Origin of the sequence: Streptomyces umbrinus, from assembly GCF_030817415.1 — a bacterium.
Lineage (GTDB): Bacteria > Actinomycetota > Actinomycetes > Streptomycetales > Streptomycetaceae > Streptomyces > Streptomyces umbrinus_A.
On record NZ_JAUSZI010000002.1, the window covers coordinates 8,227,839 to 8,247,357 of the forward strand.

A 19,519-nucleotide genomic window follows, 5' to 3' on the forward strand; every position below is an offset into this window, starting at 1 on the left:
GTCATCGTCGTGGCGGTAGCGGGGCTTGGGCGGAGGCCAGTGCTGACCGGATCCACGTGGTCGCGGAGTCGGGAAGCGCATGGGTGTTGATGCCGAGGACGTCGATGATGCCGAGTCCGCCTCGCGGGCCTTCGACCTGGAGGGTGCGGCGGGCGTGTCCGCCGGGCTGGGGATGGATGATCACGGCCCTCGAGGCGTCGCTGGGGGCGTAGCCGACGCTGTAGGTGAGGAGTTGGTGGATGTCGGCGGCACTGATGCTGTGGCGGTCGTAGCGCTTGTACTTCGCGTCCACCGGCAGCAGCGTGCGTTGGACCGCGTCACGCCGGGGAAGGCTGAGCAGGAGATCGGGTCGGAAGGTCGAGGTGCTGCCGAGGTCTCCACGTACGGTGATCGCCCCCCGGCCGCTGCTGGCAACGGCGTGCCCACCGTGCAGAGAACCGGCCTCGGTTGCCAGTCGGCGAACGACCGCCTCCCAGAGCGCGGGCATGGCCAGCAGCAGGCCGTCCGCCGTGGTGCCGTGGTCGGTGAGAAGGTCGGTCACGCCTCCGCCGCGCAGCAAGAGGCGGGCCCAGGTGTGGGCGGCAAGGTAGCGGGCGTTCAGACGCGTGTATTGGGTGCGGTCTAGAGCGCGCAGCGCCGCGGTCGGGTTGGGCGCGCACGGAAAGGCGATGGCGATTCCGTGGAGGTCGCGGGCCAGGTCGGAGCCGGCGGCCAGGCTGAGCGCGACTCTCAGCGCGCTTCCCAGGACGCGGTTGTCCCAGTTGTCCGGCTCCCGGTCGAAGGTACGGACGTGTAGCTGGTCCAGTTGCCCGTAGCGGCGGGTGACCTGGGAGGAAGCGTCCAGACGCCCCCGGAGCACCGGTTCGAGACTCTGGCGGCGCACGTAGTCCCGGCGCAGCCCCTCCCGCAGCAGCTTCTCGCACTCCCCGAGAAGGGCGGCGGCCACCAGGTCGGCGTAGCCGTCCGGGCCGGTGGCCCACCGTCTGGCGGTCGCCGGGACGGGCGTGCCGAGGGCGTAGGCGAGCCAGCTCATGAGCTGCTCTCCTGGAATGGCGAACTTGGGCTCGACGATCAGGCGGACACGGTCCAGGACCAGGATCCCGACGGTCCCGTCGGCCTTGAGCCGCCACCCGGTGCGGTCCGGGGACAGTGTGAGGCAGCCGCGTGCCTGGAGCGCACCCAGGCGGTCGATGTCGCTGGGGGTGAGTTGTTCGAAGCCTAGTTGGGCGGACTCGTACTCGCCGAGCCGGACCTCGGTGCGGTCAGGCATCGGGGCCCGGTGCGCCGCTGGTGAACTCGGTCGCCAGCGCGTCGGCGAGATCCTGCGAGGACATGAGGACGGGGCGTCCGGTGTTCGCGTCGACGAGGCCGCCGAGGATGCGGTGCAGCAGGTCAGCCCGGCCGAGACAGTAGTCCTCCAGGAGCGGGATCACCTCGTGGTGGAAGGCGGCGGCCAGATCCTCCTCGGTAGCGATCGGCTCGCCGTCGCGCAGCAGGTAGGCGTGCCCGATCTGATGGTCGGCGTCGAGATGGCTGGTGATGCGGGTGTTGAGGGACTCGAAGAACGCGGCCAGGTCGAGAGGGCCGACGGTTCCCGAGACGGCGTCCGGGTCGGGGCCGACGGGCAGGAAGGCGAACCGGCGTCGGACCGCGGCGTCCAGGTGGCTGATGCTCCGGTCCGCGGTGTTCATCGTGCCGATGATCCGGACGTTCGGCGGCACGGAGAAGCGCCGCTTGCTGATTGGCAGGGCGACCGGCAGGTTCCGCTTGTCGAGTTCGAGGAGCGTTATCAACTCACCGAAGATCCGCGGCAGGTCACCGCGGTTGATCTCGTCGATGACCAGAAGGAACGTCTGCTCGGGGTGGGCGGCAGCCCGGCTGCACAGAGTGTGGAACAGACCGTCCGCCAGGGCGAGGGTGAGTCCGGGGCCCGTGGCGCTCAGGTCCGGCTTGAAGCCCTCTACGAAGTCCTCGTATCCGTACGAGGGGTGGAAGGTGACCAGGTGGATACGGTCGCCGTGCAGCATCTCGGCCTGGGCTTTGGCACGTTGACGGGCGTCGGCTCCGAGCATGTCGGCGCGGCCCGCCAGGGCGAGGGCGGCGCCGAGCGCGAGCCGTGTCTTGCCCGTACCGGGCGGCCCGTGCAGAATCACCTGCCCTTTGCGCTCCAGCGCGTCCAGTACGGCTTGCACGTCCTCGGGCAGCGTGACTGGCACGCCCGCCTGAGCCTGGCCCAGGTCCGGGCTGGAGTCGGCGTGGTGTGCGGTGAACTTGGCGAAGAGGGCCGGGTCGACCTTGGCGAATGTGGAACGCCACCCGTGCTGGGGCTTCGACAGCTTCTGTGCGTGGGAGACGTCCCAATTCACCGAGACGACTTGCGGAAATTCCGGACGGTCCGGTTCGAAGCGGTAGTTCCCGTCGACCGTGCCGGTGGCCAGGATCTCGTCCATCCCGCGGTTGGCGACGACCCGGTCTCCCGCCTCCAGGTCCCGGAAGGCCAGCAGCCGGCGGGCGAGAGTCAGACTGCCCCCACTGCTGCGCGGCCAGTGCTCATCCAACGCCTGCTTCAGTTCGGTGTCGCTCTGGTACTGGCCGAGATCGCCGAGCTCGCCCCATCCGACGCAGATGAACCCGCCGTCCCGGCACTCCTCCCACAAGCGGCCGCGCTCACCGGGGGCGATCTTCCAGATGGTGCGCTGCCGGGGACGCGGATCGAAGTGCGTGTACAGGAAGCGCATCACCTCCTGCCCCGTCCAGCCTTCGAATTCGACACGCTCGCCCACGAGTTCCCGCAACTGACGATTTCTGCGCCAGGCAGGTGCGTCGGCCTCCGCCGCGCCGGCCAGCAGGGTGACGAACCTGCGCAGATGCTCGGCCGCGTAGATGGGCAGGAAGTGCTGGGGGAAATAGGTCGCGAGTGACTTCGTCACCAACGTTGGCCCGAATCGCAGAACTTCGAGGTCGTCCAGGGCCTCGAAGTCCCCCGCCCCTACAGCCTCGAAGGCACGGACGAACTGTCCGCGCAGTTCCGCCCAGGCGTCCTGCGGATCCATACCGCGTAGGGGAGCAGCCAGCCGCCACTCGCCGGAGACGTGGTGATACATGATGTGCTTCGCGGCACTGCCGCCCTTGATGCTGCCCAGGTGCGGAGTGCCGAACTCCATGAGTCGGCAGTACGCCGGCCCCGATCCGGACGGCGCGACCTGCCCGAGTAGCGCTCCAGCGGCAGCCCCGCCCACTCCTCCAGAGGAAACAGGGACAGCACCTGCTTGCGCTCGTCCTCGGCCGCCGACTCGATCTCCGCCACGGCACGCCGGTCGAACTCGGCCGCCGCCGCGCGCACATCCACCCCACCTGTCATGAAGGTCATCATGCCGGAATCGGCGGCAATGTCCCCTGAGCAAACCGAGGTTGAGTGACTTCCTGCGGGCGGCCTACGCGGGTGGCACCATGGCGGGCCACGGCGAATCCGTTCCTGGGTCAGAGCGGACGCCACGGCGATGGGGGAGATCGTGGAGGACTGGATCTACATCCTCAACCCGAACAAGGACACCCTGGACGGGGAGCCTTCCGGCAAGGAGACCCTCCGCCGTCTCGCCCGCGAAGACCCCGGACGCGACTTCTGGCTCAGCCGACGCAACCGCATGAACCCGGGCGACCGCCTGTGGTTCTTCTTCAGCCACCCGGAATCGGCGGTGGGCGAGGTCGACAGGGAGCCCCGGGAGGTCCCCGACGACCCGGACTTCCCGTACCGGGTCGATGTGACCCTGCTGCCCAAAGCGACGGACGCGCTGTACCGCGATCCGGTGGGCCGGGACGAGCTGGAACTCGGCCAGGTGCGGTCGGTGCAGAAGGTCAAGCCGGGGGCGTTGCCGATCTTGCTGGCGCGGGCCGGTCTGTGAGACGACCGCGGCTTCACGACGTTCTTGATCTGGACAATCCAGATCATCGCAGGTGAGGGGCACCCTTCCGTTGCCAGATCGTCGGTTCACCTGGAGACGGCGCCCGTAGCCGAATACACGAGGTTCATGCCGTTCTTGTCGGACGTCAGCCGTAGGCTGTCGCTGGAAAACAGGGGGAGACGATGACTGACGACCGCAAGGCAATCGTTCCGGTGTGGACGCTGGCGACCGGTGACGTCCGGGTGCCCGCAGTGGCCGGAGACGAGCCGATGACGGCTGAGCGCTTGGCCGAACTGCGCAGTGTGCTGGCCGGCCTGGCCGACGAGCCGATTGCCACACTTGAGGTACATCCTCTACCCGACAAGCTCGACCGCAGCCGAGGTATTCCGCTCGATGCCGCGAGTCCTTTGGCACAGCACCTGTCGCAGCTCATTACGCAATCACAGCGAAGTTCCTCTGCGGCGGCTACGGCGACCGCTGCCGGCGAAGGCCTGTATCGCATGGTGGTTCCGGCGAAGGTTGCCGCCCAGCTCGGTCACGGCATCGTTCGTCCGATGGCGTCGAAGGTGGCGGCCGGTGGCGTCCACGGTGCACTCGTTAACTCAACGGGCATCGCCGCCCAGGCGACGTTCGTGCCAGTCGGTAAAGCGGCAGCAGCAGGCGCAGTCGGTGGAGCCGGTGCAACGGCCGGCGTCGCGGTCGCCGGCAGCGCGGCGCTCACCGTGGCCGCGCCGCTCGTGCTCATGGCCGTAGCGGTGGGGGTGAGCGCGAATGCCGACCGTAAGCGCCAGCAGGCTATCGAGCACATCACAGAACTGCTGGAGCAACTGCACGAAGAGAAGCTCGATGACGAGCGCAGCGAACTCGACGGCTGCCGCGATGCCATTGACAAAGCCACTGCCATTCTTCTCGATCAGGACAAGCTCGGTGTCTCACTAGGACTGGACTCGGCAGTGCACGCCATCAGCAAGGCACTGGCCGCCGCTGACCGCCGCCTTGTCCAGTGGCAGAGCGCACTCGACAAGTTGCCGGACGGCAAGGCCGTCGAGATCGGCACGCTGACCAAGTCGTTCCCCGGCGTCGACGACCAGGGCGGCACATTCCGCACCCACCTCGAACTCGCTGCCCTGGCCATTGCGCTGAAACAGCGGGTCATCGTCCTGCAGGCCGTCGAGCATGCCCAGAGCGACCCTGGCAACTTGTTCGAGAACTTCGCTCGCGCACTCAAGACCGACCATCAGCGCCTCGACAAACTGGAGGCGAGCATCGCTGGTGTCCTGCAACGCCTGTCGGCGCTGGAGCTTGCACGCCCGCAGGGTCTGAGGCCCGTCTTCACGACCGGTGAAGTCGATCGCCTGATGCGCGCGGCAAACCGGATTCACAAGCTGGGCGACGGCGTCGTGGTCAACAGCCGCACGACAGACGTGGCGGTTGAGATTGCCCGCGACAAGGACGGTTCGGTGGTCGTGTTCCCTGCGCTGCCCGCGTCGGCGTAGGCGCGCTCGCACTCACTTGGTGAGTGGTACAGGGTTGTCCGAAACCTCGAACGCGGTTGTGGCTCTCTTCGCATTGTTCAGCACTGAGCGTTTTCAGCGTTGCCTCTCCAGGGTGAGGACGGCTTTGGCGATGACGGTCATACGGTTGGGGCTGATGCGAGCTCTGCGGAAGATCTGCCAAGCCTTCAGTCGTGCCATGCCGCGTTCGACCGGTGCCCTGGCCGCTGCCAGGGCCCGGTTGACGGTGCGCTGGGTGAGGGTGAGTTCGCCGCCCGGTGGGCGTTTGAGTCCGGTGGTGACCCAGGGGCCGGCGCCCTGGTAGGCGCGGTCGGCAAGGGCCGGGATGCCTTGTCGTTCGCAAATCCGGATGATGTGGTGGGTGCGGGCGGCGGTCAGGTCGTGCGCGCGGCCCGGCAGCGCGGGTGAGATCCACAGCACCTCACCGGCGGGGTCGGTCACGACCTGAACGTTCACGCCGTGCCGGCGGTGCTTGGCCGAGTAGTCCGCCCGGCTGTCACCGACACGGTCGCACTCGGCGAGGGTTTCGGATACCCCGAAGCCGGCCGCGATCCGGGCGAGGGCGTCGTGACGCCGTAGGTACACCAGAGCGACGAGCGCGCGTTGGTGCGGCGACAGTTTGCACCGCCGGTCGCCCTCACGGGTGACGATAAGCATCGTGACCCACTCGACCAAAGCATGGGGCAGGTCGAGTGCGGCAGGGTAGATGACCAACGAGGCCCTTGAGCAGCGTGATTGAGACGTCAGACATCTCGATCAACGGCGCGGGGGCCTCGCTCGTTGCGCCTCGCGGGGACCATCACCTGATCGGTGGCCACCTCGAAGAATTCGCTGACACCCCTGCGCTTGTACTACCCACCGGTTTGACCGGTTCCCGGTACTCGACATCGACATCGGCACGGCCATAATCTGAGCTGGCCACTTCGACGCGGCTGGGAGTCGTCTACCCATCCGCCCATACGCAAGGGGCCACAATGGAATACGATCCTGACGCGAACACCTTCTCCGGGGCCCCTCACACAGGACTGCCACAGGTAATGTGGCACATAACGGATGTATGCGCCCTTACGTGCCCATTCTGTTTCTCGACCAAGTCCGGCCTCGGTACTCCGCACAAGTATCTTGAGTCGATCGCGGAGAGACTCAAGCAGATCGGCGTTCTAAAAGTAGATTTCGGCGGCGGCGAACCCGTTTCGTACGATCGATTCGCTGAGGCTGTCGACTTATGTGAGCGGCGTAGTATGTATCTGACCGTGACCACGAGCGGAGTGATCTCGCCGAGGTCCCGGTGCTGGCTTCTGGAAAACCACGAACGTTTCACGCGTGTGATCGTGTCCATAGATGGAACATCGATGGTACATGATCGTCTTCGAGGCCGAATCGGAGCCTTCGATGATGCGATGGGCGTTATGACCGACCTACTCGATCTTGGCGCAAAGGTTCGAGTGAACACGGTACTCACCTCGGTTCTCACGCAAGAAGTGTTGACGGGCCTCCAGCGCGCACTGGAAGAGAAATGTCTGCCGGAATGGTGTCTGATACAGCCCCACCCTTCGAACGCGAAAGAGTATTTCGACACCTACGCCGTTGAGGACGCAAGCTTCCGCACGCTCGTCGCCCGGGTGCACGAGGAGTCCGACGCAGAGACCAAGGTGATAGAACGTCCGCGGTCCGCCTACGTCGGCTACTGGACGCTGCACCCCGGGGGGCGGATGCGTCCTCAGCAGACCGGGGCCGAAGACGGCAAAGGCTTCCACCTCCTGGAAGTGAGCCTGGAGGAAGCAATGCTCGAAATCAGCAAGGTTCCCGTCAAAGTTCCCACCGAATGACGAGGCTGTAGCGTGTCTGACGAAGTGACGAGGATAGACAACCCCAACTCCTCGGAGTACGTGTCCCAGTTGCTCGGACTCACGATCCAAAATCTTGCCGGGACGGGTGTCGTGACCGAGGTCACCGACGCGCCCGCTCCAGGCAGAAAGTCGTCCTTAATCGTTGACATCACCATAGGACTGGGTGTTGCTGCCGCGTGGGACATGCTCAAATTTTCCGCCAGCGCTTTGCGTCCTTCTCGGCGTCCATCGACCGGTGACGAAATCATCTTGAACGGCAAGAGGTATTCGATCTCCGAGATCGACGAGGAAGGCTCGGATGCCCCCGTCGATGATGAATGACCGGGAAACCGAGTGAAACAGACGAAAACGGTAGTGGTGTCCATAGGTGTGTCGGAGTATGCCGGCAGCCGACAACTTGAAGATATCCCCTGCGCACACCAGGACGCACATAATCTTCACAAAAGTCTGCGTCTTGGGCTTGGCGAAGCGTATGACATGTGGAGAAGCGTCACAATGTTGGACCCGTCTGCCAACGAAGCGCTTGCCGTCCTAACGTCGACGTCCAGGGGCCTGCGTGACGAAGAACTGCTGGTCGTCTACTTCAGTGGCCATGCCCGGCTTCGCAGAAGCGTCCTGTCCTTAGCCTTCTCCGACGCGCTGGATGATGGCCGAGGTCACCTCTCGATATCTGAGCTGGCCCGTAGCTGCGCCGAGGTGAGAGCCTCGTTGATACTTGATTGCTGTCATTCCGGGGCTGCCGCAAGTATGGCCAACAGGCCCGATATCCTCAGCCCCACGGCGATCTCTGTCCTGGCATCGAGTGCAGCGTTTTCCACCGCAGTCCACCTGCCCGAGGGGAGCCCTTTCACGACGGATTTGATCAAGGTGCTAGAAGATGCTTCCGTGATCGGGGCGGAACTTTCACTCGTTACTTTGGCCAAGGAGTTGAACTCGGGTAAGGGTGCACTGGAAAAATGTGTCGTAAATATTGCTGAGGGTGATGAGGATGTCGTCCTTCTTCAGGAGCAACGCGATGCGGTCGGCGCCAGAGAAACAGCTGACAGGTTCGTCAGTCGACTTGAGAGCGTGGACCGGGCGGCTCGGGAGTTGATGTGGTACTCGGCAGCCGAACTTCCCCGAGCATATCAATCCGTTCTGGTCGGCGAAGTGTTCTCGGCGGGCATTGCTGGCGAGGCAAGCTGGCTTACCCGACGTGCGGTCGGGTCATTCTTGGACCGCCAGCCGGGGCACTCTCGCATTCGAAACGAAGTCGCTGGCGACCTGATCAATTCGGAGAATTGGATGGAGGTCTGTGCCGGTCTGATCGGTGCTCGCCGCCTTTTCGCCACCGACGCCGACCTCCGTACGGCGGCGCTGAACGTTCTCGTCTCTCGCGCCCCGGCTAATGCGACGTGGCTAGCCAGCATGTACCTAACTGATTGCAGAGAGTTCGACTTCGACTCCACCGAGCGCAGTCAACTGGCGAAAACTTCTTGGGGCATTACAGAGATCCTTGAGCATTTTCGCGCGGCCGGGAAGGACCGGGAGTGGCTGTCACATTGGGCCCTGGACCTGGCGACGGCCACTCGGGACGATAGCGTACTTGCAGAAGTCGCCACGCACCTGAGACTCAATGGACTCTTTGTCCCAGCCGGTACAGATGTTACTCAAGTCGCCGAGGAGCCACTCTCCACGTACTTGTACTCTTTGGCGCCACGGGGAAAGCTGGTGTCATCGAGCGGCAAGTGGTTGCTGTCAAGCCTGTTTGGCAACTGGCGACGGGACGGCAGGTCGAACCTTCGGACATACGCTGCCAGTAGACGTCCGAGTGCCGTCCTGAAAAGCCTTGAACGCATGGGAGCTCTTCCTGCGGTCGCCTTGCGCACGGCGGTCTTGTCGGACCCTTGGACCGCTGAGCACCCGGATCGAGTAGAGACCGTCCTGAGCTGGGGTCTCGTGGACGAGTACCCGTGGGTTCGCCAGGCGGCGGTGGAACTGGCCTCCGACGGGCGGATCGGGCCGATCACCGAACAGCTCATCGACATGGCCAGACGCCCTGGCCTGTTCGATCTTCTGCTGACCCTCAAAGATCGTGATGGCGGCGCGGGGTCATTGCTCGAGCTTCTCGAATTGACACCGGTCGAGCGGGCCGCGTTGACCCGGGATGGCTGCTGACGGCAGCGGCCCCGGCCGCCCAGGACCCTCGCATGAACATCCGCTACTGCCGCTGCTGGGCAGCTGGCGGATGAACACTTTCGACCACAAGGTCGCCGAGGGCCTACAGTCCCCGCAACGCAGGGGCGTCGGCCTGGCCGCGCAGGGGAATGCCTTCGACACGCCGAAGGCAATCCTGCTGAACGCGAATCGGATGGGAATGTCCGACGACAACCCTGTCGTGGGGATCAAGCCGCCGCAGTACGACCCCGATCGGGTGGTTGTCCCCTGACTCACTCGCCCAACTGTCCCAGATACGCACCGCCGGAAGCGACAGCTTCGCAACTGACCGGGGGCCTCGCTCGTCGCGCCTCGGGACCATCATCTGATCGGTGGCCACCTCGAAGAAGCTCACTGATCGGGGTACGCCAGTGAGGTGGGGCGGGGGCCGCAACGAGCGAGGCCCCCGCGCCGTTGATCGAGATGTCTGACGTCTCAATCACGCTGCTCAAGGGCCTCGTTGGTCATCTACCCTGCCGCACTCGACCTGCCCCATGCTTTGGTCGAGTGGGTCACGATGCTTATCGTCACCCGTGAGGGCGACCGGCGGTGCAAACTGTCGCCGCACCAACGCGCGCTCGTCGCTCTGGTGTACCTACGGCGTCACGACGCCCTCGCCCGGATCGCGGCCGGCTTCGGGGTATCCGAAACCCTCGCCGAGTGCGACCGTGTCGGTGACAGCCGGGCGGACTACTCGGCCAAGCACCGCCGGCACGGCGTGAACGTTCAGGTCGTGACCGACCCCGCCGGTGAGGTGCTGTGGATCTCACCCGCGCTGCCGGGCCGCGCGCACGACCTGACCGCCGCCCGCACCCACCACATCATCCGGATTTGCGAACGACAAGGCATCCCGGCCCTTGCCGACCGCGCCTACCAGGGCGCCGGCCCCTGGGTCACCACCGGACTCAAACGCCCACCGGGCGGCGAACTCACCCTCACCCAGCGCACCGTCAACCGGGCCCTGGCAGCGGCCAGGGCACCGGTCGAACGCGGCATGGCACGACTGAAGGCTTGGCAGATCTTCCGCAGAGCTCGCATCAGCCCCAACCGTATGACCGTCATCGCCAAAGCCGTCCTCACCCTGGAGAGGCAACGCTGAAAACGCTCACTGTGAGTGGTGCTCCCCCACGCGTCTCCTGGCTGGGAACGGATCGTGGCGAGGCTGCGTGGCAGGGGCGGAACGGGGAAGCTGCCCCAACTGACTTGTGGGGGAAAGGGCTTCAGCACGACCGCGGACTCATCTCCGCCCACACGGTCTTGCCGCTCGGCGGATAGGGATCCGTGCCCCAGCGGTCGGCGAGGGCGGAGACCAGGAGTAGGCCGCGGCCGGACTCGTTCGCCGCGTCGGCCGCGGGAATGACTGGAAGTTGTTCGCCGCGTGCGTCCGTGACCGAGCAGCGTACTGTGCCGGTCGCCTCGTCCAGGGTGAGGGCGACCTGGAAGTCGCGGCCCTGGACGCGGCCGTGCAGCGCGGCGTTGGCAGCGAGTTCGGCCACGACCTGTTCGGCGCGTTCGGTGACGGCGAGTGACACCTGCCAGGCCTGGAGCCGCTCGACGGCGAGCAGCCGGGCGAGGCGTGCGCCGCGGCGGGTGGAGGACAGCCGCTGGGCGAAAGTGCGTACGACGGCGGTGGCTTGGGGCGTGAGGGCGCTCATGAGACCACCGTGGCGGGCGCGCGGGGGCGTGTTCCAGGGGTATGGCCCGTACGCTGCGTCAGCGTACGGGGACGTTCTGTAGACGGTACGTCGATCTTGCCGTCACCCTGGGTGAGTCGATCGCCGGGAACAGCGCACGTACGCACCTGGAGGTGGCCGCGTATGACCGACTGCACGGAGAGCATGGACGGCGCGGGCAGTGATGACCTGACGGCTTGTGAGGTGGAGCGGGAGCCCGACCCCTCGGACAGTCTGCGGACCTTCGGGGCCGTCGTCCAGGCTCTGCGCGAGCACGCCGGGTTCAGCAGGGCCGACTTCGGTGACCTGGTCCGGTTCTCCAAACACACGGTGGAGTCGGTGGAGTTGGGGCGCCGGATGCCGGACGAGTCCTTCGTGGAGCGGGCGGAGGACGTGCTGGGCAACACGGGCGCGCTGCGGAGGTCGGCGAGATTTCTTACGCGGGGGGAGGCGGGGCTGGCGGCTTGGTTCCGGCGGTGGGCGAGGCTGGAGCGGGTGGCGGTGAGTCTTTGTACGTATGAGTGCCGGCTGGTGCCGGGGTTGTTGCAGTCGGAGGACTACGCGCGGGCGGTGTTCGAGGGCACGATTCCAGTGGTCACGGACGGGCAGTTGGAGGCGCTGCTGGCTGTGCGGTTGGAGCGGCAGAGGATGCTGCACGAGCGGCCGACCGTCCCGTTCAGCTTCATCGTCGAGGAGCATGTCTTCCGGCGCCGATTCGGGGACGCCGAGCAGATGCGGGCCATGCTTGACCACGTCCTGGAGCACAGTGCGCCGCGCAATGTGACGCTTCAAATCATGCCGCTGGATGGCGGGTTGCACGCGTGTCTCGATGGTCCCGTACAGCTTCTGGAGACTCCGGAGCGTCGGCGGCTCGCGTACTCGGAAGGGCAGCAGAACGGTCGTCTGATCAGCGACGCAAAAGAGGTGAGCCTCCTCTATCAGCGCTATGACACACTGCGCTCGCAGGCCCTGAACCCCAAAGAATCGCGGGGTCTGTTGGAGCGACTCCGAGGAGAGCTATGAGCACGACGGAACTCGCCTGGTTCAAGTCCAGCTACAGCGGTAGCCAGGGCGACAGTTGCGTTGAGGTCGCCGTCACCGAACAGGCCATCTGCGTACGGGACTCCAAGGACGTGGCACGCCCTCACTTCGCGGTCGGGCTCGCCGGTTGGACGTCCTTCGTTCGGTACGCCGCGCACGGCTGAGCCTTTCGGGCGGGCCCAGCCGTACGGCAGCGAAACCTCAGCCGTCCACGGGCCGGGCCTCGTGGCGGGGGCCCTGGCCTGGGGGCGGGGTGAGGGTGGAGGTGTAGTTCGTGCCGTCGGTCAGCGGGGTCTCCAGACTGAGTCTGGCCTTCGCCATGCGGTCGTATTCGGCGAGGATCAGGCGTTTGGTGCGGTATTCGCCATACTTGGAGATCTCGTTGTTCTTGAGGCCGCCGTTCGCCGTCTGGAAGGACTCCAGGATGTAGTCGGTGTCCTCGCGGCCGACACCGTAGAGGTGGAAGAAATAGGCGTCCAGTTCGGCTCGGAGTTGGGCGCGGCGGTCTTCGTTCCAAGTGAAGGGGGCGCTGGTGTCGCCGAGGTCCTTCGCCAGGGGCTGCATGCCCCAGGTAGTGTAGACGAGTTCGAGGACGCGGGGGGTGAGGAACGGGGTGTGGGAGGCGAGGTCGTCGGGGTGGGGGACAGGGAGTTGCTTCCAGGTCATCAGAGCCATGTGGATGCCGCCCACCTTCTGGCGAGCCAGGAAGTCGAAGACCAGGGAGCTCTGGGCTGCGACCAGCGCCGCGGCCTGATGGGCGGGCCTGTCCGGGAACATCAACGGCAAGGTGTGGAGCGCAGCTACTCTTGGCAAGAATGTTGGGATGGCGGTGCGCTCATTGGTCGCAGCCGTCACGTCACACCAGCCGATCAGCCAATCGCGTTCCCAGTTCACCTCTGCCAGACGGAGCGCAAGACCTGGGACGTGCGCTTCCTTTCCCTTATGTACAGCCCGGACGCGGCCAGATTCTGCGACCCAGTAGCGTGGGAGCGGAAGGCGATTCGGATCGCGTAGCTCCGATTCCGTGAGATAGCTGGGCTGGTTTTGCCGGTTGACGGCTGTCAGGCTTTTGACTACATCAGCCGCGCGAGGATTAAAGAAGTCGACCATCTTTGCCTCGTACAACGGCAGCATCTGCTCGCCTTCCCGCACGAAGATGTTTCCCGTTAGCTCCCAGCCCTCGTTCTCCAGCGTGGCCCGGTCGCGTAGCAAGTCAGCATCGTTAGCGCTGCGGAACAGGTACTTGAAGGTGATGTGCCATGGGTTGCCGTCCGCACGTACTTCATTGACCAGTACCGGAATCCGGCGCTGAATGTTTGCCGTAAGGTCAGCGTCCCGCCGCGTCCGGAAGACTGGAAGCGTCCCGGTATTCGGATTGATGAGCTTGATCTCCTCGGGTGACAGATCGAACGCGGCCTGGCCGCTGGCGAGTTCGTCTGTGTGGCCTAGAGAGAACGCAAACTGCGCCGCAGGTTCGGTCAGTCCTCGGCCTGTGAGGGAGATCAGGGCGAACTGGTAGCCGGGATGCACCGCCGGGAACAGCTTCTCTCGCTTACCGTTCTCGAAATCGTACAGGTGCTTCACTGCACCTCGCCCCGTCAGGTCCTGAAAGAGGAACTGCGCGCCGGCTCCTGTGGCGATCTGCGTGGGCACCACTGTGCCGCACCGTCCTTCGGGTGCGGTTACTGAGACAAACCTCTCGGTGAACAATTGGTCCACTTGAAGCTTGGTTACGCCACCAAGTGAAAGCCCCTTCGCGCACAAGGGGAATGTGCCGGAGGTTCCTGTGAACATGAACGTTGACTTGAGTTTGCGCCTAGCTTCGATGTATCGCTGACCACTCTCTGGGCTCTCTGACATCCATGCTTCGATGCGTTTGCGGCGCGCTGTGTCCCCGGAGATCTCAGCGATGGACGGCTCTACTGCACTGAAGTACTTCTTGTCCTCGAATTCGAGTCGGTCCCACGGCGGGTTCCCCAACACACAGTCGAAGCCTCCCGCCCACCCCGTAACCGGATCAACCCCCGCCGCCGATAGATCCCCCGGCACGTTGAAGACATCCGGGAACTCCAAGTGCCAGTGGAAGAACCGGTACTCCCCACTCAGCCGCTCGACCTCCCGATGCGTCTCCTCCAGCGCCCCCACTCCCTCGGCGGACTGGAGCGACAGAAAGACCCGCTGAGTCACCGGCGGCGGCGCATCCTCGGTCTTCTCCCACATGAACGCGCCGCACCAGGCATCCGCGATCTTCAGGGCATCCGTATACGCGCGGGACTTCTCCCACGCGTGATACCGCTCGGCAAGCTTCCGAACCTGTCCGAGTTTCGCAGTCGGCGACTTCTCCACCAGATCGCGCAATTCGGAGGCGAACGTCGTGTTCGTGACGCTCACCGACTCCTCCATCTCGGCATCCAGTGTGACGATCCCCTGGTGTTCCTCCTTGTTGCGCTTGAGCCAAGCGTTCGCGACCGACTTGTCGTCACCCTCGACGACCTTGAACGCCGCGTCCGGAATCCCTCCCCGCAGCAGCGCCGGCGTCGCGCCGATCAGCCCGTTGCCGAGCTTCACGTGCGCGTCGAGGAAGCCCAGTGCCTTCCCCGGCTCCAGCGCCTCCATCCACAGCGAGACCTTGGCCAGCTCCACAGCCATGGGGTTGAGGTCGACGCCGTACACGCACCGCGCGATGACCTCATGCAGCGCGCTCCGGACGCTCTCCGGCGTCGGCTCCGGCGTCTGGTCGTTTACCGCCGCCACCCGCTTCGCGATGCGGCGCGCGGCGGCGACGAGGAAGTGGCCGGAGCCGCAGGCCGGGTCGCAGACGGTCAGGGAGAGCAGCTCGGCGACGATGGTCTTCCGTGCGTCCTCGTCCGACTGCTTGGCTTCTGCCGCTTTCTTCTCGCCTCGCTCCTGCGCCGCCTGGATGACCGGGTCGAGCGTGGAATCCAGCAACACCTCGACCAGCGAACTCGGCGTGTAGTACGAACCGGTCTTCTTGCGCTCGTTGCCCGCTCGGGGCACCAGCTCGAAGGTGCGGTCCGCGCCGGCCTGGGGGACCAAGTCCAACAACGATTCGTAGATCGCGCCCAGTTCCTCGGCGTCCAGTGTGCGGTAGTCGACCGTCCGCCAGCGCTGGGCCTCCGTGTCACGGACGACGGCGAGATGGCGTACGGCAGCCAGCAGGTGCTCGTTGGAGAGGGACAGCTCGTGCAGCGGGGCGTCCGCCGGGATGGGGTCGAAGAGACCCCCGAGGCCCGGCAGCCCCAGCTCCGGGCGGCCCGCCTCGTCGCCCAGCGCCGCGAGCACCAGCCGCAGCGCCTCCCACCGGTCCGAGTGCGACGTACCCCGGCGGCGACGGGACTGCTCCCGCAGCCGAGCCGTGGCGAAGTAGTCGGCATACCGCTTGCGTGCCTTCGCAGTCGCCTCGGGCGGGTGCAGCGCGTTACGGTCCTCCGCGACGAAGACGAACAGCAGCCGGTACACCAGCCGCAGCAGGGCCGCGTGGTACTCGTCGCGGTCGAAGTTCTCGCGCAGGACGCCGTTGGCCGGGTGCTTCAGGAAGCCGGTGCCCAGTTCCTTGATGGCCAGACGTACGCCTTCGCTTATGTCCTCGAGGAACCGCGCGCCAAGACGAATCGCGGCGTCCCGCCACACCTCCAGCCAGCACGTCCACTGGGAGCCGCCCTGCGGGCTCTCGAAACGGGACGCATGGAGCAGCCGGTAGAGGATCACGAACTCGCTGAACAACTCGCCGTCGAAGATGGCTTCCAGGTCGAACTCGACGTACGACGTGGTGGCCAGCGCGTTGGAGTCGCGCAGCAGGCGCAGCTGGCGGCCGTTGGTGAGCAGGGCCCACAGGTGAGCGTCCGTGCGGTTCAGCGCTTCCTGCAACAACGACTGCGGAGCCGGAGAGCCTGCGCCTTGGTGCTTGTCGAGCTTGACGTTCCACGCCGTCACGTGGACCAGCGTGTTGTCCCGCCGGTGACTGATCGGGAACGTCTTCGTGCCGTCGTCGGCCGCGATCTCCCCGTCGCCGACAGGAGCGAGGTGGCCGAAGCCGAGGGCGTCGAACAGCGGCTCCACCCAGTTGGCGCGGGCGTAACCGGTGCTGTCGGGGCGCACCGACGACTCCGGCTCCGGGGGCAGCTTCTCGCGCAGCTCACGCCACAGCGACTTCAGGTTCTCCCACTGCCGCTCCGCCTCATCGCGTACCGAACGGGAGCCCGGGATGCGGTAGTCCGCAGGGGCGAGACCCTTGAGGTCCTTGGTGACCTTGCCCTCGGAGATCCGCAACAGCATGTCGGCCGGCAGCAGCCCCCCGACCGTGTGGACCGCAGTGAACACCTGGTGGCGGGTGGTGGCGGACATCAGGCGGACACTCCCGGAGCAGTCGCGGCGGTGGCAGCGGTGGTGGGCAGGTAGACGTACACGCCGAGGATGTCGGCGGGCTTCTGGGCCGTGACGGACAGACCGCGGACGATCTCACCGGACGCGGCCCGCACCCGCCGGTGCGAGGCGTCGAGATCGGCGGCCAGTTCCTCGCCGTACGCCGCCAAGTGGTCTTTCACACCAGGGAGTAGCTGGTCGAGGGTACGTGTCATCGTGCGCGTGCCGAAGTGCGGCGGCGTGCTCATGGACGCCGTTGCGTCGAGCAGCTCGGCGGCCCGCTCTGGTGCCAGCCAGACGGCCTTCTTCGGGGAGCCCTCGAAGGCCACCAACCGGGCGTCCTCCGCCACGAGTTGCTTGTCGCCGCTGCGGGAAGGCAGCGTGAGGTGGAAGCGGTAGCGGACCAGGAGCAGGGTCGTCATCGTGCCGACCGCGTCCGTCGTGACGACCCCGCAGCGGCGGGCCGGGCGGGCCCCGGGCGCGTCTTTGTCCAGCGCGGCGTTCAGGACGTGGGACGCGAGCGCGCCGACGACCGGGTCCGTGCGGACCAGCGCCGCCTCGCCGCGGGCCACCGCTGGATCCGAGCGGAACGGGATCGGGCGGTCCTTCTCGATCACCTCCGCGCCTATGGCCGGCGCGAGGGCGTCCTGCAAGCCGATGGGCGTGCCGCCGACCTGTGCGGTGAAGTCCTCGTCGCCTCCGCGCAGCACCGCGCCCAGGGCCTCCAGTGACTCCCGTACGAACGTCGTGATCTCGCCCGCGCCGCCCAGCGCCTCCCGGATCGAGGCGACCTCGCGGGCCACCTCCTGCGGGTGGATGGACCGCTGTGCGAACCGTGAACGAGACTGCTTCTCGCGCTCGGCCGCCGAGTTCCAGTCGGTCTCCACCTTGCCCGCCGCCGTGTCGAGGGCCTCGGAGCCGAACAGGGTGTCTTGCTGGCCCTCACGACCGCGCATCAGCAGCCATTCGACGATCGCGTCCGTGACGCCCGTTGACAGCTCGTCAGGGATGGAGACGGAGATGCCCAGGTCCTTCTTGATCTGGCGGTGCTTTTTGATCAGGACTTCGAGGACCTTGCCGTCGATGCCGTTGTCGTCGCCGTAGATCGTGATGACGCGGACCTGGTCGCGGCGCTGCCCGTACCGGTCGACGCGGCCCTCGCGCTGGTCGTGGCGGGTCGGGTTCCAGGCCAGGTCGTAGTGGACGACGGCGTCGAAGTGATGCTGGAGATTGACTCCCTCGGAGAGGCAGTCCGTGGCGATGAGGACGCGGCGCGCGGCGGCGTCCTCACCCGCCTCGACGGCGAGTGCCTCGATCCGCTCGATGCGCTGCTGCGGGGAGATCGTGCCGGTGACCGCCTTGACGACGGTCTTGGCACCGAGCGGGCCGCGCTTGCCGCTGTCCTTGTCGTTCTCCAGCTGCTCGGCGAGGTACTCGGCGGTCGGGATGTAACGGCAGAACACGATCGGGTTGTGGCCGTCCGCCAGCAGTCCCTTGAGGTGCTTGATGAGCGCCTTGAGCTTGAGGTCCTTGGCGGGGCCCTCCAACTCCTGGGCGCGGTCGGCGAGTTCACCCAGACGGGAGCGAGGGTCGTCCTCGTTGATCTCCGCGCCTGGTGCGATGTCCATGCCCTCCATGGAGTCACTGTCGGCCGCGTCGCTGGTGAGCGGAGCGCCCAGCTTGTCGGCTTCCTCCGCCGATGCTGCGATCGCCGCCGCCGATCGCGTCCGCAGGGTCTTCGCGGCGGCCCGCGGCGACGACACCAGCGACCGCAGGAGCGCGATCGCCGACCACCACGCGATCCGCGCCTCCCGCCGGCCCTGACCGCCCGCCTCCTCGACCCGCTCACTCGCGTACGCGATCGCGTCGTCGAGCAGGGCCCGGTACTCAGGGGACAGCTTGTACGTCTCGTCCTTGAAGTAGCGGTCCGAGGGGAACGCGGTGCGCTCGGCCAGCGAGTCGTCGCTGAGGCCGTCCTCCTTGGTGAGGTACTGGCGTACGTCCGCCCGCTTGCGCGCCACGAAGTGCTGGGCCAGCAGTTTCCTGCCGGACTCCGACTCCAGGCTCACCGAAGCCAGTTCGGGCTTGACCAGCCCCAGCAGATTGCGGAAGGCGGATTCCTTGCCGCTGTGCGGGGTCGCCGTCACGAGGAGCAAATGACGGGTGTCGTCGTCAGCGACGCGGCGCAGCAACTCGTAACGGAGCTGGTTCTGTGTACTCGTCGACGTGTCGTCGGCGGCCACACACGTGTGGGCTTCGTCCACGATCACCAGGTCGGGGCAGTGGCGTACGAAGTCGTCGCGGTGGCGCGGGGACTTGATGAAGTCCGTCGACACGATCACGTGCGGATACTTGTCGAAGAGGGACTGGCCGAGGTCCAGGCGGCGTTCGAGACGCGAGACGGTCGACGACAGGACCAGTTCGGCGTCGATGCCGAACTTGCTCCGCAGCTCCTGCTGCCACTGTTCGGCGAGCGCGGGTGAGCAGAGCACCGCCAGGCCCGTCGCTTCGCCCTGCGCGAGGAGTTCGCTGGCGACCAGGCCCGCCTCGATCGTCTTGCCGATGCCGACATCGTCGGAGATCAGCATGCGGACCGTCTTCTGGCGGAGGGCCATGAGGAGAGGCACGAGCTGGTAGGCGCGCGGCTCCACCGCGATCCCGGCCAGCGAGCGGAACGGGCCCGCGCCCGAGCGGAAGCCGACCCGCAGCGCCGTGCGGAGCAGGCCGGCGGCACGCTGGTTGCCGAGGTCGCCGGGCTCCGGCGGCGCGAACCTGGCCTCGTCCACCGTCTCGAACGCCGGGAACACGGCGGCGATGTCGTCGTCCGAGCCGCCCAGTGGGCGCAGCACGAGCAGATCGGGCTTGCTCTCCGGGAGCACCACCCATTCGCGGCCTCGGGCCTTCACCAGGGAACCGGTGGCGTAAGTCTGGGACATGTCGGTCGTCAAATCCTCTGGTCC

15 protein-coding genes are annotated in these 19,519 nt (G+C 66.2%); 9 read left to right on the plus strand and 6 right to left on the minus strand.

What is annotated here, in order from left to right; translation table 11 throughout:
* Nucleotide 1 precedes the first annotated feature (1 nt).
* Both QF035_RS36345 and QF035_RS36350 read right to left on the minus strand, forming a co-directional pair.
* Entirely contained in the window at nt 2-1,270 is a 1,269-nt protein-coding gene (locus QF035_RS36345) for an McrC family protein (protein WP_307525016.1), read from the minus strand.
* Nucleotides 1,263-3,164 carry an AAA family ATPase gene (locus QF035_RS36350; RefSeq protein ID WP_307525019.1) on the minus strand — a complete coding sequence of 634 codons (1,902 nt, stop codon included), beginning with the start codon at nt 3,162-3,164 and terminating at the stop codon, nt 1,263-1,265. The genes QF035_RS36345 and QF035_RS36350 overlap by 8 nt, the downstream gene beginning before the upstream one ends.
* A 336-nt stretch (nt 3,165-3,500) precedes the next feature.
* Between QF035_RS36350 and QF035_RS36355 the strand changes: the two genes are divergently transcribed.
* Together QF035_RS36355 and QF035_RS36360 are read left to right on the plus strand one after the other, a co-directional pair.
* Nucleotides 3,501-3,902, plus strand: a complete 402-nt coding sequence (locus tag QF035_RS36355; RefSeq protein WP_307525021.1) for a hypothetical protein — start codon at nt 3,501-3,503, stop codon at nt 3,900-3,902.
* A 182-nt stretch (nt 3,903-4,084) separates the two neighbouring features.
* A complete protein-coding gene (locus QF035_RS36360; RefSeq protein WP_307525022.1) occupies nt 4,085-5,398 on the plus strand; it encodes a hypothetical protein in 1,314 nt (437 codons plus the stop codon).
* A 93-nt stretch (nt 5,399-5,491) separates the two neighbouring features.
* On the opposite strand, the gene QF035_RS36365 is transcribed toward QF035_RS36360, so the two are convergent.
* Entirely contained in the window at nt 5,492-6,130 is a 639-nt protein-coding gene (locus QF035_RS36365; protein WP_307525024.1) for a transposase family protein, read from the minus strand.
* Nucleotides 6,131-6,390: 260 nt separating this feature from the next.
* Here QF035_RS36365 and QF035_RS36370 point away from each other — a divergent pair, with 260 nt between their 5' ends.
* The 5 genes from QF035_RS36370 to QF035_RS36390 all read left to right on the plus strand — a co-directional run bounded on the left by QF035_RS36370 (nt 6,391) and on the right by QF035_RS36390 (nt 10,561).
* Complete coding sequence (locus QF035_RS36370) at nt 6,391-7,245, plus strand: radical SAM protein (RefSeq protein WP_307525026.1); 855 nt, start codon at nt 6,391-6,393, stop codon at nt 7,243-7,245.
* A 12-nt stretch (nt 7,246-7,257) separates the two neighbouring features.
* Nucleotides 7,258-7,587 (plus strand): hypothetical protein, encoded by a 330-nt coding sequence (locus tag QF035_RS36375; protein WP_307525027.1) that lies wholly within the window; start codon nt 7,258-7,260, stop codon nt 7,585-7,587.
* A gap of 12 nt (nt 7,588-7,599) precedes the next feature.
* Entirely contained in the window at nt 7,600-9,423 is a 1,824-nt protein-coding gene (locus QF035_RS36380; protein WP_307525028.1) for a caspase family protein, read from the plus strand.
* A gap of 70 nt (nt 9,424-9,493) precedes the next feature.
* Complete coding sequence (locus tag QF035_RS36385) at nt 9,494-9,694, plus strand: hypothetical protein (RefSeq protein ID WP_307525030.1); 201 nt, start codon at nt 9,494-9,496, stop codon at nt 9,692-9,694.
* 228 nt (nt 9,695-9,922) lie between these two features.
* The gene (locus QF035_RS36390) at nt 9,923-10,561 is read left to right on the plus strand and encodes a transposase family protein (RefSeq protein WP_307525024.1); all 639 of its coding nucleotides are present in this window, start codon (nt 9,923-9,925) and stop codon (nt 10,559-10,561) included.
* A 121-nt stretch (nt 10,562-10,682) separates the two neighbouring features.
* Here the strand turns inward: QF035_RS36390 and QF035_RS36395 are convergent, their stop codons facing one another.
* Complete coding sequence (locus tag QF035_RS36395; protein WP_307525032.1) at nt 10,683-11,117, minus strand: ATP-binding protein; 435 nt, start codon at nt 11,115-11,117, stop codon at nt 10,683-10,685.
* A gap of 162 nt (nt 11,118-11,279) precedes the next feature.
* Between QF035_RS36395 and QF035_RS36400 the strand changes: the two genes are divergently transcribed.
* On the plus strand, nt 11,280-12,158 hold the full coding sequence (locus tag QF035_RS36400; RefSeq protein WP_373466790.1) for a helix-turn-helix domain-containing protein: 879 nt from the start codon (nt 11,280-11,282) through the stop codon (nt 12,156-12,158).
* Nucleotides 12,155-12,340, plus strand: coding sequence for a DUF397 domain-containing protein (locus QF035_RS36405; RefSeq protein ID WP_307525035.1), 186 nt, complete (start codon nt 12,155-12,157; stop codon nt 12,338-12,340). The genes QF035_RS36400 and QF035_RS36405 overlap by 4 nt, the downstream gene beginning before the upstream one ends.
* 37 nt (nt 12,341-12,377) lie before the next feature.
* Here the strand turns inward: QF035_RS36405 and QF035_RS36410 are convergent, their stop codons facing one another.
* Nucleotides 12,378-16,541, minus strand: a complete 4,164-nt coding sequence (locus tag QF035_RS36410; protein WP_373466791.1) for an Eco57I restriction-modification methylase domain-containing protein — start codon at nt 16,539-16,541, stop codon at nt 12,378-12,380.
* Nucleotides 16,541-19,495, minus strand: coding sequence for a DEAD/DEAH box helicase (locus QF035_RS36415; RefSeq protein WP_307525039.1), 2,955 nt, complete (start codon nt 19,493-19,495; stop codon nt 16,541-16,543). Before QF035_RS36415 ends, QF035_RS36410 begins: the two co-directional genes overlap by 1 nt.
* Between the last annotated feature and the right edge of the window lie 24 nt (nt 19,496-19,519).

Excerpts from the sequence above, each read along its gene's own strand:
- QF035_RS36405 (WP_307525035.1), top strand. The coding sequence starts at position 12,155 with ATGAGCACGACGGAACTCGCCTGGTTCAAGTCCAGCTACAGCGGTAGC.
- QF035_RS36400 (WP_373466790.1), top strand. The coding sequence starts at position 11,280 with ATGACCGACTGCACGGAGAGCATGGACGGCGCGGGCAGTGATGACCTG.
- QF035_RS36360 (WP_307525022.1), top strand. The coding sequence starts at position 4,085 with ATGACTGACGACCGCAAGGCAATCGTTCCGGTGTGGACGCTGGCGACC.
- QF035_RS36395 (WP_307525032.1), bottom strand. The coding sequence starts at position 11,117 with ATGAGCGCCCTCACGCCCCAAGCCACCGCCGTCGTACGCACTTTCGCC.
- QF035_RS36345 (WP_307525016.1), bottom strand. The coding sequence starts at position 1,270 with ATGCCTGACCGCACCGAGGTCCGGCTCGGCGAGTACGAGTCCGCCCAA.
- QF035_RS36385 (WP_307525030.1), top strand. The coding sequence starts at position 9,494 with ATGAACACTTTCGACCACAAGGTCGCCGAGGGCCTACAGTCCCCGCAA.
- QF035_RS36410 (WP_373466791.1), bottom strand. The coding sequence starts at position 16,541 with ATGTCCGCCACCACCCGCCACCAGGTGTTCACTGCGGTCCACACGGTC.
- QF035_RS36355 (WP_307525021.1), top strand. The coding sequence starts at position 3,501 with ATGGGGGAGATCGTGGAGGACTGGATCTACATCCTCAACCCGAACAAG.
- QF035_RS36370 (WP_307525026.1), top strand. The coding sequence starts at position 6,391 with ATGGAATACGATCCTGACGCGAACACCTTCTCCGGGGCCCCTCACACA.
- QF035_RS36350 (WP_307525019.1), bottom strand. The coding sequence starts at position 3,164 with ATGGAGTTCGGCACTCCGCACCTGGGCAGCATCAAGGGCGGCAGTGCC.
- QF035_RS36415 (WP_307525039.1), bottom strand. The coding sequence starts at position 19,495 with ATGTCCCAGACTTACGCCACCGGTTCCCTGGTGAAGGCCCGAGGCCGC.